The sequence below is a fragment of the Borreliella afzelii genome, from assembly GCF_014202295.1.
Lineage (GTDB): Bacteria > Spirochaetota > Spirochaetia > Borreliales > Borreliaceae > Borreliella > Borreliella afzelii.
In genome coordinates, this window is sequence record NZ_JACHGM010000001.1 from 404564 (window position 1) to 420918 (window position 16355).

General features: G+C 29.1%; 20 protein-coding genes. 1 reads left to right on the forward strand and 19 read right to left on the reverse strand.

Annotation, left to right across the window (positions count from 1 at the left end):
- Positions 1-5: 5 nt before the first annotated feature.
- From rplB to tuf, 6 genes are read right to left on the reverse strand one after another with little or no spacing between them, the layout of a single operon-like run.
- The gene (gene rplB, locus HNP63_RS01855; protein ID WP_011601052.1) at positions 6-839 is read right to left on the reverse strand and encodes a 50S ribosomal protein L2; all 834 of its coding nucleotides are present in this window, start codon (positions 837-839) and stop codon (positions 6-8) included.
- A gap of 21 nt (positions 840-860) precedes the next feature.
- Complete coding sequence (gene rplW, locus HNP63_RS01860; protein ID WP_002557071.1) at positions 861-1157, reverse strand: 50S ribosomal protein L23; 297 nt, start codon at positions 1155-1157, stop codon at positions 861-863.
- Positions 1158-1177: 20 nt separating this feature from the next.
- Positions 1178-1807 (reverse strand): 50S ribosomal protein L4, encoded by a 630-nt coding sequence (gene rplD / locus HNP63_RS01865; RefSeq protein ID WP_011601051.1) that lies wholly within the window; start codon positions 1805-1807, stop codon positions 1178-1180.
- Positions 1808-1816: 9 nt separating this feature from the next.
- Positions 1817-2437: a 50S ribosomal protein L3 gene (rplC, locus tag HNP63_RS01870; RefSeq protein WP_004789410.1), complete on the reverse strand. Its 621-nt coding sequence runs from the start codon at positions 2435-2437 to the stop codon at positions 1817-1819.
- Positions 2438-2472: 35 nt separating this feature from the next.
- Positions 2473-2784 carry a 30S ribosomal protein S10 gene (gene rpsJ / locus HNP63_RS01875; protein ID WP_002557068.1) on the reverse strand — a complete coding sequence of 104 codons (312 nt, stop codon included), beginning with the start codon at positions 2782-2784 and terminating at the stop codon, positions 2473-2475.
- Between the two features lie 51 nt (positions 2785-2835).
- The gene (gene tuf / locus HNP63_RS01880; RefSeq protein ID WP_004789670.1) at positions 2836-4020 is read right to left on the reverse strand and encodes an elongation factor Tu; all 1185 of its coding nucleotides are present in this window, start codon (positions 4018-4020) and stop codon (positions 2836-2838) included.
- Between the two features lie 490 nt (positions 4021-4510).
- Between tuf and HNP63_RS01885 the strand changes: the two genes are divergently transcribed.
- Entirely contained in the window at positions 4511-4900 is a 390-nt protein-coding gene (locus tag HNP63_RS01885) for a hypothetical protein (RefSeq protein ID WP_048830608.1), read from the forward strand.
- Between the two features lie 88 nt (positions 4901-4988).
- On the opposite strand, the gene HNP63_RS01890 is transcribed toward HNP63_RS01885, so the two are convergent.
- The 13 genes from HNP63_RS01890 to dnaX form a co-directional block, all read right to left on the reverse strand.
- Entirely contained in the window at positions 4989-6353 is a 1365-nt protein-coding gene (locus tag HNP63_RS01890) for an MATE family efflux transporter (RefSeq protein WP_183227068.1), read from the reverse strand.
- 489 nt (positions 6354-6842) lie between these two features.
- Positions 6843-8126, reverse strand: coding sequence for a UDP-N-acetylglucosamine 1-carboxyvinyltransferase (gene murA / locus HNP63_RS01895; protein ID WP_004789564.1), 1284 nt, complete (start codon positions 8124-8126; stop codon positions 6843-6845).
- 105 nt (positions 8127-8231) lie between these two features.
- Positions 8232-9053 (reverse strand): TIGR00282 family metallophosphoesterase, encoded by an 822-nt coding sequence (locus tag HNP63_RS01900; RefSeq protein ID WP_004789926.1) that lies wholly within the window; start codon positions 9051-9053, stop codon positions 8232-8234.
- Positions 9054-9066: 13 nt separating this feature from the next.
- Positions 9067-9246 carry a hypothetical protein gene (locus tag HNP63_RS07010; protein WP_038850691.1) on the reverse strand — a complete coding sequence of 60 codons (180 nt, stop codon included), beginning with the start codon at positions 9244-9246 and terminating at the stop codon, positions 9067-9069.
- A 44-nt stretch (positions 9247-9290) separates the two neighbouring features.
- Positions 9291-9803, reverse strand: a complete 513-nt coding sequence (gene lspA / locus HNP63_RS01905; RefSeq protein WP_004789374.1) for a signal peptidase II — start codon at positions 9801-9803, stop codon at positions 9291-9293.
- A 10-nt stretch (positions 9804-9813) separates the two neighbouring features.
- The gene (locus HNP63_RS01910; RefSeq protein ID WP_011601047.1) at positions 9814-10560 is read right to left on the reverse strand and encodes a Nif3-like dinuclear metal center hexameric protein; all 747 of its coding nucleotides are present in this window, start codon (positions 10558-10560) and stop codon (positions 9814-9816) included.
- A gap of 1 nt (position 10561) precedes the next feature.
- Positions 10562-11251 carry a peptidoglycan editing factor PgeF gene (pgeF, locus tag HNP63_RS01915; RefSeq protein ID WP_004789975.1) on the reverse strand — a complete coding sequence of 230 codons (690 nt, stop codon included), beginning with the start codon at positions 11249-11251 and terminating at the stop codon, positions 10562-10564.
- On the reverse strand, positions 11248-12039 hold the full coding sequence (gene lptB / locus HNP63_RS01920; RefSeq protein WP_014486390.1) for an LPS export ABC transporter ATP-binding protein: 792 nt from the start codon (positions 12037-12039) through the stop codon (positions 11248-11250). The genes pgeF and lptB overlap by 4 nt, the downstream gene beginning before the upstream one ends.
- Positions 12017-12712, reverse strand: coding sequence for an LptA/OstA family protein (locus HNP63_RS01925; RefSeq protein ID WP_004789852.1), 696 nt, complete (start codon positions 12710-12712; stop codon positions 12017-12019). Before HNP63_RS01925 ends, lptB begins: the two co-directional genes overlap by 23 nt.
- The gene (locus tag HNP63_RS01930; RefSeq protein ID WP_004789985.1) at positions 12709-13236 is read right to left on the reverse strand and encodes a hypothetical protein; all 528 of its coding nucleotides are present in this window, start codon (positions 13234-13236) and stop codon (positions 12709-12711) included. Before HNP63_RS01930 ends, HNP63_RS01925 begins: the two co-directional genes overlap by 4 nt.
- A gap of 277 nt (positions 13237-13513) precedes the next feature.
- Entirely contained in the window at positions 13514-14023 is a 510-nt protein-coding gene (locus HNP63_RS01935; protein ID WP_183227070.1) for a nucleoside-diphosphate kinase, read from the reverse strand.
- Positions 14024-14192: 169 nt separating this feature from the next.
- On the reverse strand, positions 14193-14492 hold the full coding sequence (efbC, locus tag HNP63_RS01940; protein ID WP_004789533.1) for a nucleoid-associated protein EbfC: 300 nt from the start codon (positions 14490-14492) through the stop codon (positions 14193-14195).
- 4 nt (positions 14493-14496) lie between these two features.
- Entirely contained in the window at positions 14497-16197 is a 1701-nt protein-coding gene (gene dnaX / locus HNP63_RS01945) for a DNA polymerase III subunit gamma/tau (RefSeq protein WP_011601043.1), read from the reverse strand.
- Between the last annotated feature and the right edge of the window lie 158 nt (positions 16198-16355).

Consider the following 16355-nt stretch of genomic DNA (forward strand, 5'->3'; position numbering starts at 1 on the left):
CTCTCCTATTTATTTCTTCTTTTAATAATAAACTTATCTGAATATCTCTTCTTCTTGCGAGTCTTATAGCCTTTGGTAGGCTGTCCCCAAGGAGACACGGGATGGCGACCTCCAGAAGTTTTTCCTTCACCACCACCATGCGGATGGTCAACAGGATTCATGGCAACACCTCTAACCTTAGGTCTTCTACCAAGCCACCTACTTTTACCAGCTTTTCCTATAGAAACATTGACATAATCTTCATTTCCAATTTCACCAATTGTTGCAATGCATTTTTTGAAAATTAACCTCACCTCACCAGATGACAATTTTACAGTAACATAATTCCCATCAGAAGCAAGTATCATAGCATACCCCCCAGCACTTCTTACAAGCTGCCCACCCTTTCCTACATTAAGTTCGATATTGTGAACAGTTCTTCCAATAGGAATGTTTTCAAGGGGCAAGGCATTACCAATTTTAATTGGGGCATTTGGACCACTTTCCAAAACATCTCCAACTTTAATGTCTTTAGGAGAAATAATATACCTTTTTTCTCCATCTTTATAAACAAGCAAAGCTATATTAGCACTTCTATTAGGATCATATTCAATAGAAGCAACTCGAGCGGGAATGCTAAATTTATCTCTTCGATTAAAATCAATCAACCTATACTTTCTCTTATGCCCACCACCTCTTCTTCTAATACTAATCCTACCAGAAGAATCTCTGCCCGATTTAAATTTTTTACCTTTTGTTAAAGATTTCAAAGGATCATTACCTTTGCTCAAATCATCAAAAGATAAAGTCGTCTTATAGCGCAAAGAAGAAGTTTTTGGCTTATAAGTCTTAATACCCATATTTATTTTTCTCCAAAACCACTAAAAAATATCTATTTTATCTTCCTTTTTGAGATAAACATATGCCTTCTTCCATGAAGAAGTTTTCCCCTTACCTATAGGATATCCTTTTCGAGACACCACAACCTTGGCTTTACTTTTAATATTAAGCAAATTACACGATACTGGAGTAACATTAAAAAGTTCTTTTATTGCTGCACCAACCTCTTTTTTATTTGCTCTTTTATTAACCTTAAAAACATAAACATTAATACTTTCTCTTTGAGTATTAGTTTTTTCAGTAAGCATAGGTGAAACTATTATATCATAAGCTTTCATACTTATCCTCAACATCTTTTTTATTTGACGTAAAACTCATTAAGCTTGTTAACAGCAGATTCTAGGGCTATTAAATTCTTAGCGTAAAACAAATCAACAACTCTAAGTTTATCAAAAGACAAAATCTTTAAATCTCTTATATTTTTACCAGCCCTTTTAATCATCTGATCATCATTGCCCAAAAGAATAACCACTTTACCATTAAAACTTGCAAAATTTTTTATTATTAAAGCAAGATCTTTTGTTTTTCCTGATTCAATATTAAAATTCTCAATAACCTTAAAATTATTTTCATCAGAAGCGCGTAAACTTAATACAGACTTAAATGCAAGCCTTTTTACCTTTTTAGGCAATCTATAACTATAATCTCTGGGTTTTGGCCCTAATGCTATACCTCCACCAATCCACACTGGATTTCGCCTTGTGCCCACTCTAGCCCTGCCGGTTCCTTTTTGCTTCCAAGGCTTTTTAGAACTACCCCTAACCTCTGATCTGGTTTTAGTTGAAGATGTACCAACCCTAAGATTAGATAACTCATTTTTTATAGCATTATAAATAGACCCATGACTAATTTCTATATTAAAAACTCTATCATCCAAATTTATAGTCCTAATCTCTTTCCCATCTTTAGAAAAAACTTTTCTTTCCATACTAAATACCTACTTTTTAGATTTCTTAACAACAACAAAAGAACCCTTAGCACCAGGAACAGCTCCTTTTACTAGAATAGCTCTCTTTTCTTCATCAATTAAAACAACTTCAAGATTTTGAATAGTTTGTTGATTTCCACCCATTCTACCAGCCATTTTGGTCCCTTTAAATGTTCTTGCGGGAGTAGTAGCTTGTCCTGTACCACCAAGATGTCTATGAAATTTTGATCCATGAGAAGATGGCCCACCGCTAAAATTATGCCTTTTCATAGCCCCTTGAAAACCTTTACCTTTAGTAGTTCCTGTAACATCTACATACTTAACTGACTTAAAAACATCGACTTTAATCTCATCCCCAGCATCATATCCATCAAGTCCCTTAAGCTCTATTACATATTTTTTAGGCTCAATATCTTTTAAACTTTTATATTGACCTTTTATAGGCTTTGAAACTTTAGAACCCTTAAGATCAACAGAACCTGCTATAAGAGCACTATAACCATCTCTATCAACTGTTTTCTTCCCTATAATATAATTGGGCTGAAACTCTATAACAGTAACAGGAACCACAATGCCATTTTTCTGAAATATCTGAGTCATGCCAACTTTTTTTCCAATCAATCCCAACATTAAAACACCTCAAATTCATATACTTAAAATATCATTTACTGTTTAATATCTACTTCAACACCTGCTGGAAGCTCTAATTTCATTAAAGAGTCCATTAAAGCAGAAGTGGGCTCTAAAATATCAATAAGCCTTTTATGAGTTCTCATCTCAAATTGCTCTCTTGACTTTTTATTGACATGAGGAGAACGTAAAACAGTATATTTTTTTATTTTTGTCGGCAAAGGAATTGGACCCTTAATTTGAGCCTTGGCCTTCTGAACAGCTTTAACAATAGATTCGGCACTCTGATCTAATATTTTAACATCAAAACTAAATAATCTTACGCGTATCTTATCTTTAGCAATCAATTTATTCTCCTAAACTTTAGAGAGTATTAAATATATCCCTAAAGTCTTAAACTATTCCAATATCTCAAGAATTCTTCCTGAAGCAACAGTTCTCCCACCTTCTCTAACAGCAAATTCCACATTTTTATCCATGGCTATTGAAGAGATCAGCTCAACAACAATATCAACATTGTCACCAGGCATAACCATTTCTTTGCCTTCTAAAGCAACAACGCCAGTAACATCGGTTGTTCTAAAAAAGAATTGTGGTCTATATCCTGGGAAAAATGGCTTGTGTCTACCGCCCTCTTCTTTAGTCAAACAATAGATTGAAGCTTTAAACTTTTTGTGCGGAGTAATTGTACCTGGAGCTGACAAAACTTGTCCCCTCTCAATATCTTTTTTATCAACGCCCCTTAGAAGAAGACCAACATTATCCCCTGCTTGACCTTGCTCAAGAATTTTTTGGAACATTTCAACACCAGTAACAGTGGTTTTTCTGGTTTCTTTAATACCAACTATTTCAACTTCTTGACCAACCTTAATAACACCTCTTTCAATACGCCCAGTAGCAACAGTACCTCTTCCTGAAATAGAAAATACATCTTCAACAGCAAGCAAAAATGGTTTGTCAATATCTCTTTCTGGAAGATCAAAATAATTATCCATAGATTCAAGAAGTTCTTTAACGCATTTTGTAGCCTCAGGATCTTCTGGATTTGACATAGCTCCAAAAGCAGAACCCTTAATTATTGGTGTATTAGCTGAAAAGCCATATTTTTCAACAAGCTCTAAAACTTCAACCTCAACAAGTTCAACAAGTTCAGGATCTGCTAAGTCTAATTTATTTAAAAAAACTATTATTTTCTTTATTCCCATTCTTTGGGCAAGAAGCAAATGTTCTTTTGTTTGGGGCTCAGCACCACTATCAGCAGCAACTAAAAGTATCGCTGCATCCATTTGAGCTGCTCCTGTAATCATATTTTTTATATAATCAGCATGGCCTGGACAATCCACATGAGCATAATGCCTATTGGCTGTTTCGTACTCAATATGCCTAGCATTAATTGTTATTCCCCTTGCTTTCTCTTCGGGTGCATTATCAATATCTTCATACTTTAATGCTTTTGCATCTTTATTTAATTTTGAACAATAAATACTAATAGCCGCTGTTAATGTTGTTTTGCCATGATCAACATGACCTATTGTTCCAACATTCATATGCGGTTTTGTTCTTTGAAAAACTTCTTTTGCCATGATTAACCTCCTAAATTCCACATTCTAAATAGCTACTTACATTTAATCTCTTTAAAAAAATTTTAAACAAATTTATTCTTATCAAAATAAAAAATAGCTACAAATAATCAAAAAAATAAAAAAATCAATTTTTAGAAATTGACCCGCACTGCGTGTTTTTCTAAAAAATTTTAATAGCTTTAAAATTCTACACATTTTATAAAATATAGTCAATATGCTTAAACTTTTAGACTCAATTAATCCTACATACAATGACATTAAAAATTAACACGAGCTCTATATTAATTAAAGAAAAGCACAAAATACTATAGAATAAAACTTTAAAACAACTACTTAAAATAAGAAATATTCAACTGATACATTTAAAAACATGAAATTCAAAACAATAGTAAATAATTTTTGAAATTAAGTCACCATTTTAAATTGATCAAACATCTTTATATTGTCAAAAAGATTAACACTAACCCAATAAAAAAATATAATAAAAATAATGAAAACTCAAAAATTTAAGTTTAAATTAATACCAATACTTACAATTTCTAGCATTTCAATTGTTTTTATATCTTGCATGAAGACAAGCACAATAAAATCAAAAGAAAATGCAAAAGAAATTACCTATCTTATTAGCACTATAAAAACTAACAAAAAAGTAGAAATAGTAAACTATAAATCCGACAGCAAAAACAATCTAATAATTACTCTTAAAAACAAAAGTAAAGAAAATATAAATGCAAATTCATTAGCAATTTTTAAAGAAGGTAGCAAAACGGGTGAATTAATTAGAGAAAAACTTAATGGACTTGAGACAAAAACTTTTCATTTGAAAACTAAAATCAATACTAAAAGAAAAAACATATTATATATTTTTGAAAAACAATAACCAAAGAAAAACAATTTAAAACCAAAATTATTAAAAATAAATCAACTATTTCTTTTATTAAAATGCAAGTATAAATAAATCTTAATTACTATTTGTATTTTTTAATTAAAATGGGTTTAGTCCAATAACGAGTACAAGTAAAAACAACTAAAATTATAATTGCTAAATAATTTGAAATTATGAAAGCATAACCCAAAGAATTTTCAATTATGCCAAAATGCTGAAAAATAAACACTACTGGGAGACGAATAAGCCATAATCTAATAAAAATAATAATCATTGCAATTTTTGTTCTACCAGACCCAATAAGTCCTCCAAAAAATACTTGTTGTAATCCATATCCAAAAGTACCAATGGTTGTTAACAATAAATAATTATTAGCATAATTTAAAACTTCTAAATCATTCGTAAACAACCCTAATATAAAATGTTTATTAATAATAACAATCGAATTTATTATTAATAAAATAATCAAAGAAATAAAAAATCCCTTTTTTAAAACTTCTTCCACCCTATTGATTTTCTTAGCACCAAGATTTTGGCCAACAATTGAAATAATTCCAGTACCAATTCCCATAGCAGGAAGAAATAAAAAAGAAATAATGGTGTTTGTAAGTCCATACGCCGCTAAAAATTTCGGACTAATCTCAATAACAATATAATTAAAAATAAAAAAAGACAATGAAACCATTATTTGCCCAAAAGTTGAAGGCAATCCTAAATTAACAATTTCTTTAATAGATCTTACGTCTAGCGCCAAGTCTTTCGGATAAATTTTCAATCCACGATTTAGTCTGTAAGTTAAACATAAATAAAAAGCAACGGTTAACAATTTTGAAAATAAAGTAGCCCAAGCGGCCCCGGTAATGCCCATATTAAAACTAAATATTAAAATTGGATCAAGAATAAAATTAACAATATTAGCAAATAAAACTATTATCATTGAAAGGATGGTTTCTCCTTGAGCATTTAAAATATATGTAATTGAAATGCTTAAAAACATAATAGGTATTCCAAAAATTGTCACATAAAAATAAGCTCTTGAAAGTTCTTTAAGGTCGCCTTTTACACCTAATAAATCTAAAAGATGCTCAATAAAAAAAAAAGCACAAATAGCAACAAATAGGGACAAAACAAAGTTTAAAACAATAAGTTGCCCTGCATACCTTGAAAAACGAGAAAAATTTCCCTCTCCTATACATTTGGACATCAAAGAAATGCTTCCTGTAGCCATACCCATAGCAATAGCCATAATAAAAAAATTTACAGGACCAGCAAGTGAAAGCGCTGACAAAGGCATGGCTCCAAGTTTACCAACATAAAACATATCAGTAAGATCATAAAAAGCTTGAATAATATTGGTTATAACAATAGGAAAACTTATTAAAAAAAGAACCTTATATAGGTTGCCATTTAATATTAATTCCCTAGTCTTGCTCTTATTTGTAGACATAAAATTTCATCCTTATCTAAAATATTTCTTTATAAAAAATCTAAACTCAAATTTATTCATCAATAATAAAAAAGCATTTGATTTATAATTTTTGAAATTAAAAATCAATATATAATGTCAAAACAATTAGCAGTTAACGTGTTATGCATTACAATAGTCAAGATACAAATAAAATCTATTAACCTGCTACACCAAAAAAATCATATCTAAAAACAGAAAAATTAAAACCAGATATAATAAAAATTCAATAATACTGTTTTAATCATAAATAAGCAGCAATTAATAAAATTAAAAACATTCTCACAAATTAAAGCAGAGTAATAAACATTTATTTAAAATAATAAATAATATTAGATAAAAAATCCCCACAATAAAAATTAATTTAATATAATTTCATTCATAATTCAACCTCTTAATACCTTATCTTTATTCTCTTAAAAACATTTTCCATAAATCACATATAATATAATAAAGCCTAATACTAAGAAGCTATTGACTTTTAACTCTCTTGATTTTTGCACCCAAATTAATTAATTTGCTAGCTACATCTTCGTATCCCCTTTCAATTTGATAAACATTTTGGATCTCACTGCGACCTTCAGCAACAAAAGCAGCAATAAGAAGAGCCATTCCTGCCCTTACATCCGGAGAAGATAAAACGCTACCTTTAAGTGGAGCTTTACCTGTAACTACTACACGGTGTGGATCACAAAGTACAATTCTAGCCCCCATTTTTATTAACTTATCTACAAAAAACATCCTAGATTCAAACATCTTCTCAAAAACAAGAACCGTGCCTTCTACTTGAGTTGCAGTAACTATAATAATACTCATAAGGTCTGTTGGAAAGGCTGGCCACGGACCATCATCAATTTTTGGAATTTGTCCACCAAAATCTAATTTGACTTTTAATTCTTGTTTATCTCTTACATATACATTTTCCCTATCATATTCAAAATTAATACCAAGTTTTGAATATATATGCCTAATTAATCTGAAATGCTGGGGATCTGCTTTTTTAATTTCCAGCTCGCCTCCTGTTAATGCAGCAAGGCTAATTAAAGAACCAACTTGCATAAAATCGGCTCCTATTCTAAATATGGTTCCACTTAATTTTTTTACACCCTTTATTTCTAAAACATTTGAACCAATCCCCAAAATATTAGCACCCATTGAATTTAGCATATTACATAAATCTTGAACATGTGGCTCACAAGCAGCGTTCATAATAACAGTATTCCCTTCAGCAAGAACCGCAGCCATAATGATATTTTCTGTGGCTGTAACAGAAGCTTCATCTAAAAACATTTCAGCTCCAACAAGCTTGTTGGCCTTTAAAACAATCCTTTCATCTTTTATACTTAACTTAGCCCCCAGCTTACAAAGACCGTAAAAATGAGTATCAAGCCGCCTCTTTCCAATCACATCTCCTCCTGGAAGCGCCATATCTATTTTTCCAAATCTAGAAACAAAAGGTCCTAATAAAAGGATGGAAGCCCTAATTAAATCTGTAAAAGAGGAATCTATTTCGGTTTTTACAATATCTAAAACTTTTATTTTTAAAGTATTACCCTCTCTTACAATATCTGCTCCTATATCACTTAAAATATCTAAAACAACTTTCACATCATTAATATTAGGAATATTTTCTAAAATAACATCTTCATCGGTAAGCAAAGCAGCCAAAATACAAGGCAAGGCAGAATTCTTATTACCACTAGCTGTAATTTGACCACCTATCTTAAAACCGCCTTCTACAATATAACTATGCATAACCCACCCTCCTATACATATACTACATATACACAAGAAAACTAATAAAATTAAATCACACAGATAAGATCAATTAAATTTAAAGGATAGCTGAAAAATTAAATATCAAACAATACCCATATCTTTTAAACTTGATTTATAATCGATATATTCTCTGATAGACTCTACAGAAAAAGGATGTCCATTCTCATCAATATCAATTAAAACACCGTTAAAGCCAAGGCCTTCCCAAGATTCATCGAATTTCTGATTTAAAAATCCTTTCAAAAATTTATCTACCTCTAAATTGGGAACATATCCAAAAACACTATCCAAACTCCCAACTCTGCCTAAATCAGTTATAATAGCAGTATTATCTAAAATTCTCAAATCAGCTGTTAAAATTCTTTTTCCAGTTCCAAGACAAGCACTAACTCTTGATTTTAGATAAAAAAACAAAGCATTCACTTCGGCCGTAGTATTTGAATCAAAAAGAACAATAATATTATTTGTTTGTGTTTTGATTCTTTTATAAAAAAAATCAAAACTATAAAAAGGATGATTAAAATTATACTTAGTTATTCCTGTTTGACCTACAATTCTCATCACAGCCAACTTCTTGCCATTAATATTATAAATAAAATAAGAATATCCTTTTAACTTTGCAGGACAATTTAAGGGTTTTAAAATAAAATTATACTTATCAAGTTCATTAAATAAATCGTACCTTGCAAAAGCATTTTCACCTAAGGTTAACACATCAACTCCATACTTTTTCAACAAAAAGGCATGCTTCTTACCAAGACCTCTTAAACCCGTAGTAAAATTATTACCAGATATTACAAAATCAATCCCTTTTCTAACCTTAAAAGATGATAAAAAAGATTTTATCGCAATAATCCCAGCTTTACCTATAACCTCGCCAGCAATTAAAACTCTTAAAGACATAAAGCCTCTCTTTTTATTGATCTAATTCAAATAATTTAATAAGTAAACTTCGTACAATAAAAATTGACACAAAATACCCCACCAAAACAGCAAAAACAATCATCATAAAAATTAATATAAATTGCAAATAAGGCTTTACGATAATACTAAATTTAATAACTAAAAGAAACTCTAAAAAGAAAACTAAAAACATTAAAAATAAGTTCATTAACACGCATAAAATAAAACCCAAAATCTTCATGTATTAAACGCTTTTCTTTTTATAAAAAAATCATAAACCAAAAATAAAATCATTCCTATAACAACATAGCTATCTGCAAAATTAAAAGTAGGCCATCTATCAAGTCCAAAAATTCCATAAAATTTGAAATCCAAAAAATCTACAACTCCAGAAGGTCTAAATAATCTATCAATAACATTGCCCACTCCTCCTGAAAAAATTAATAAAAGTGAAATCCTGGCAATACGATTTTTTTCTTTCAAAGAAAGAGAAAAAATAAATATCAAAATAAAAATAGGCATTGCAAGAAAAAAAATTTTTTTCAAACTATAATTAATATTCGAACCTATAGAAAACAAAATACCTGTATTTCTTACATGTATTATCCTAAAAAAATTCTCAAAAAAAGAAAAATATACTGAACCCAATTTGACATACTTCACAACCAAATACTTAGAAAGTTGATCAAAAAAAATTAAACTAATAATAAATATAAAAATATTGAAATATTGTTTACTTTTAACGCTCATACAAAAATCCTTATAAATTAGTATCTTTACAAATAAATTTAACCTCTAAATCTTCTTGAATTTTAAAATCTTCCATTAATTTAATTAAACCAAAAGTTTCAGTAAAATAATGTCCCGCAAAAATCAAGCTTACACCACATTCTTCTGCTAAAGAGTATATTTGATGAGAAGTATCTCCGGTTATAAACAAATCTATATCATAATGTAAAGCCTCTTCAAAAAAAGAATATCCAGAACCACTAACAATTGCGACCTTATTCACCTTTTCTTTAAACTTTTTCGAAAAAAGAATATGTTTATTTTTCTTTTTGATTTTTTCTAAAATTTCAGAAAAACTAAAAGCAGAATCAGCAATAATTCCTAGATTAAATCCTTCATAATTTGCGAAAGCAAAAGGATTTGTTAATCCTAAAAAATCTGAGAACACTTTGCTGTGCGAATAAACAGAATGGGCATCCATAGGCAAGTGCACTGAATAAAGAGCCAAATTATTTTCAATCAAGAACTTCACTTTATTATACATATTAGAAATAATGCGCTCTTTTTTTGACCAAAAAATACCGTGATGGGTAATTAAAAAATCATTTCCTTTTGCTTCTTTTAAAGTTGAATAGCTAGCATCAACTGCAAAGGCAACCTTGTTAACCTCAGCACTAAGATCTCCTACTTGAAGACCGTTTAAATTTTTATCAACATGCTCATACTTTTTTATATCAAAAATTGAATTAAGTTTAAAAAACAAATCTCTTACATTCAAGTTAAATTCTCCAAATTAAAGCATAACTTTGCCCCTCTCTTAATCTTCTATAAGAATAAAGATTCTTAGAGCAATACGTACAAAGTTTTGAACTATAAATATTTAAATTAAAACTAGAAAGTAAATTAAAATTAAAACTAGCATTATCAAAGTATATTTTATTATCTCTTATGGAAAAAGCCGTATTTAATAAACTTTTGCTAAATTTATTACTTACTTCTTTCAAGAAAATTTCAGAAACTTCATAACAACAAGATCTGTTATAAGGTCCAAAAACAATTTTTAAATCTTTAAAAGATGATCCCATTTTTTCAAACATAAACAACATTTTTAAAATAATCAAGCTAAAGCTTCCTTTATATCCACTGTGAATAAGTCCTATAATTTTTTTTACTGAGTCATAAAAGTAAATTGGAAGACAATCTGCAAAGTAAGTAACAAGAGCTACATCTAAAGAACTAGATATAAGACCATCTCCTTCTTGAAAATTTATAAAATCATCTTTAACTTCATAAATAATATCTGTGTGTAATTGTTTTAAATATTTTATTTTCTTTGACTTAGGAACAAAGTTTAAATTATCATTACTAAGTTCTTTTAAATTTAGATGAAAAGGTTTTTTAGTATAAATCATTTTAACATCATCCGCTATCCTAAATTCATAATAAAGTTCATGATCTATTGTTTTCACAATCTAAATTCTTCTCCTAAATAAAGCTTTTTGGCTTTTTCGCTGCTTACTATATAATCAACATCACCCTCATCAAGCACTTGCCCCTGATAAACAATATAAGCTCTATCAATTATATCAAAAGCATCTCTTACATTATGATCGGTAATAAGAACTCCAATGTTTCTTTCTTTTAAAATTTTTATTATATTCTTGATATCTCCGATTGCAATAGGATCAATACCTGCAAAAGGTTCATCCAAGAGTAAAAAATAGGGATTTACAGCTAAAGCTCTTGCTATCTCTACACGCCTTCTCTCTCCACCAGAAAGAGTATAAGCTTTTTGACTTTGTATTCTTTTTATTTCAAATTCTTTAAGTAAATTCACAAGCTCTATCTTACGCTCAGCCTTGGATAGATCCTCTCTTCTCTCTAAAGCAACCATAATATTCTCTTCAACTGTAAGTTCTCTGAAAATTGAAGCATCTTGAGGAAGATACACAATTCCTATCCGTGCACGCTCATACATATTAAGAGCTGAAATGTTATAATCATTTATTAAAACTTTACCCGCATTGGGCTTAATGAATCCTACAATAGTATAAAATGTTGTTGTTTTTCCAGCTCCATTTGGACCAAGAAGCCCCACAACTTCGCCTTTATGAATGTTAATCGTAATACCATTAACAGCAAACTTTTCACCATATTTTTTAATAATGTTATCTGCTTTTAAGACAACATTATTAACGGAATTAAGATTAAGACTTTCCTTAATCTCCTTTATTTTATTTTTTTTCTTCAGAAGCATCATTTTCAACTTGAGTAAACTCTCCTTCAACACTTCCCTCAAGTTTATACCTATTAGTTTTTGTATTGAAAATTATTCTTGAAGCAGAATAATAATTATCTTTCTGGTAAATTACTGGGACCCCCTCAAGAACCATTTCTTTCTCTTCTTTATTATAAGTTCCATTCTCAGCTCTTGCAAAAGTATCATCCTTATATATTTTAACAGAATATTGCATAATATAAACATTAGATTTATTACTCCCCTCAACTCTTTCTGCTTTAATAAGCATATTGTTTTCTAAGTCTTCAAGCTCAACCCCTTTTTGAAGATAAAAATTATCCAATTTTTTATTAAAAAACAAAAACTGAGCCTTAACATGCATCTTATTCTTATAATCTTCATAAAAAACATTGCCTCGAGCTTCAAGATAAGAGCCATTTTCTCCATAAATTTCAATTTCATCTGCCCTAAGCTTAAAATCTGACGAAATAACCTCTGAATTCCCTTTTAAAACAATTTTTTTATAAAAAGAAGACACTATTCCTTGTGCAAAATCTGACTTAAAGGTAAAATTAGTATTTTTCTCTTCATTTCCCTTAACCCCTTCAGATTTAAGGCTAGATTCTTCTTGTGCTGCTTGAATATTATTAACAAAAATAATAAAAATCCATATTAAAATTAAATCCCTCAATTCATGATTCCTTCAACCCCAGAATCAAAATAAAAAACATTGCTATTTAAAAAATAAGAAAATCCCTTTCCTTTTATTTTGCTATCATTAAATCTAATTAATACTAGCTCATTTGGAGGAGATTGCAACTTCTTGTCTTTATTCTTCCATAAAAGCCTATTTGAATTAAGCAAATAATAATTATTCTTATCCTCTATCTTAAATTCTACAGAATCTCTCATATCCAAATCCTTTGTAATATAAGAACCTTCCAAATTATTAAATTTCCCTGAAATTTCATTATCTAGCGAATGATATAAAAACCTTCCATTCTCTACCTTATAAATTTTATAATCATTAAAATAGCTAAAACTTAAGGATTCTAAAACAGTTTGCTCTTTATTGTATGCAACATCATAATAATTGATTCCTAATATCTGTATTGAAGGAAACTTTTTTGCCTCATCAGATCTATTAGAATATTCATCATAATCGAAAGTGCAAGCAAAAAACAAAAATAACAAATAAAGCCTAAGTATTCTCATAAATATTTTTCACAAAACTAGAAATTTTTTATTTCAATTAACAATATATTAAACATAACATTAAAAACTTTATCAAACAAAATTTATTTACATAACCAATTATAATGTAAAACTTAAGAGTAAAATAAATACACCACTTTCAAGAACAGTTTTTTGTATAAAATTTCTCCTAAGAATGTAAGAAATTAAAACAAAAATACAAAAAGTGTTTCTATTTTAGATTGGTATTAAATTAGCAATTTAAAATTTATCCCTTCAAAGAAATAGATTATAAAAATTAACAATAATAATGCTCACATTCATCATCTCTTTTGTAGTTTAAAATTTCATTATCTTTAAACCAAATTGATATTTCGCGAATCGCATCTACCTCATTTGCAGATGCATGAATCACATTATAGATTGAAAAGCCTTTTTCATTTGAATATTTAAGACTGTGATAAGAGAAATCTCCTCGTATTGTTCCAGGAATGGCTAATTTTGGCTCAGTAGCACCGCAAAGCTTTCTAACAACCTCAATGCTTTCAACTCCTTCAACAACAAATACAAAAACAGGAGAATTTGAAATAAATTTAACTAAAGACCTCCAAACCGCCTCACTATGCCTAAGGGCAACATCATCATACAAATAATGTTTTTTTGCTAGATTCTCATCAACAATAAGCATTTTAGCAGCCACCATTTTTAAACCCACCCTTTCAAATCTAGCAACTATATCGCCAATCAAACCCCTTCTAACTCCATCTGGCTTAATAATACATAAAGTCTTTTGTAACAACATTGACATAAAATCCTCCTAAAATTCAGAACATGTATTAAAAAAATTAAATAAATCAAAATACTTACTTAATACCAAAATTATATCTGATTAATTAAATTTATATGGAATACTATAAGTTATAAAGCGCTTAACATCATATTGAAAAATCAAAATATAACTTTTACAAAATCAACAACTACATTCCAAAAGGAAGAACTCCCATGGTTTTTAATTTTATCTCTTCCTTAACCTTAGAAACAGCATCATTTAAAGCAGATTTAACCATTTGTTCAAAAGCATCATTATCTAAATCATCAAAAAATTCCTTATTAATTGAAACTTTTTTAACATTAAATTCACCATCCATCTCAATAGTAACAATATTGCTACCCGCTTTACCACAAACCGTAATTTTAGACATTTCCTTTTTAATATTGTCAATATTGCTCTTAACACTAGACATATTTTTCAAAAAATCTAACGGATTTACTGCCATATTTTTATTCCTCCAGAACTTCACTTGCTCCAAAAATATTTTTTACAGTTTCTAATTTTTCAAAATCCTTTTCAAGGCTTTTGAAATTTTTCTGAAACACAATGCTTAAATTGGGAAATTCTTTATAAAACTCAGACCTTATCTCACCCTTATAATTTTGAAGCTCATTATATTCAAACTCACTAAACACCTTATAATAAAGAACATTCTCATCAATAACAACTTCTCCTGAATGAACTAAAGTTTGAATATATCTTGAAACAATATAAATAAATTTATCTCTTATATCAATAAAATCATTTGCTTTACTTGAATTATCATCCTCAATAAAAATCTCATCAATCTCATCAATCTTATCAATCTTATCAATACTATTGGGCTTTAAAAGATTTTCATCAATTTTTGTTGACAAATTTTCATCACAACCGGTCTCCTCTTTTTCTAAAGATTTGATTTTGGGAAATTCATATTCTAAATTGAGTTTTGTTGGAATAAAAGCTAAATCATCTTCACTCTTCTTATTTGCTAAAGCATCAAAATTGCTTGAGTCTAAAGCCATATCTTCTAACAAATTGTCCTCAATATTTTGAATTTGTTTTATCAAAACATGATTTGGAATATAGTTTTTAAGTCTTAAAATTTTAATAAAATTAATCTCAAGCTCATATCTTGGATTAATCGAAAATTGCAAATCCCTGTAAGTTTCAAGCAAAACAACAATAATTCTCTCAAGATAATTCAAATCAAACTCAATTAATTTCTTTCTCAAATCCTCAGATTTAATTCCAATAAACTCAAAATTTTTAATGCCTATCTTTAAAAATAATGCCTCTCGAAAAAATTCAATTGAATCTAACAAAAATTGCTCATAAGAGACTCCTGCTAAAAATATAGAATCAAGAATACAAATTAACTCTTTTACATCTTCACTAAGAATGCTAACTGACAACTTCTCCAAAAATTCATCATTAGTGAAGCCCATCTTAGATCTTATTTGATCTAATTTAATGTCAGAATTAGTAAAAGAAACTACCTGATCAAAAAGAGTGTAAGCATCTCTTACGCTACCACTACTTTTATATGCAATCCATTTTAAAGCCTCATCTTCATACTTAATATGATCTTCAAAACAAACCTTCTTAAGCATATTATAAATCTTTTCTAACGACAAAAGTTTAAAACTAAAATGCTGACATCTGCTTTTTATTGTCTCTGGAAGCTTATGTGACTCTGTAGTAGCAAAAATAAAAACAATATAATTTGGGGGCTCTTCAATTGTCTTTAAAAGAGCATTAAAAGCAGAATTGGAAAGCATATGAACTTCGTCAATAATATATATTCTATATTTGGAAATTGCAGGAGGAAACATTATTTCTTCTTTAATTTGTCTAATATCCTGAACCGAAGTATTTGAAGCACCATCAATTTCAATAACATCAAGACTGCTATCACTCTCAATAGATTTACAATTGCTACACTCCCCACAAGGCATAACTGTCGGACCATTCTTACAATTTAAGCATCTCGCAAAAGCTCTGGCTGATGAAGTCTTTCCAACACCTCTTGGACCTGAAAAAATATAAGCATTTGCTATTTTATTTTTCTCTATAGAATGCTTTAGGGTTTCAACAACAAAATCCTGCCCTTCAAGAGAGTTGAAATCTCTGGGACGTTTTTTAAGAGCAGTACCTCTTGAAGATGCCATCAACTTTTTACCTCCCAATGCCTTAATAAGTAAAATGCTATAAATATATACTATACAACATATTTATATCTCAAAACTATTACTTTAAAAAAAGTACCAAAGAATTTTATAAAGCATAAAAAATATCTAACAAAAAAAGCTTCCTAATAAAATATAAC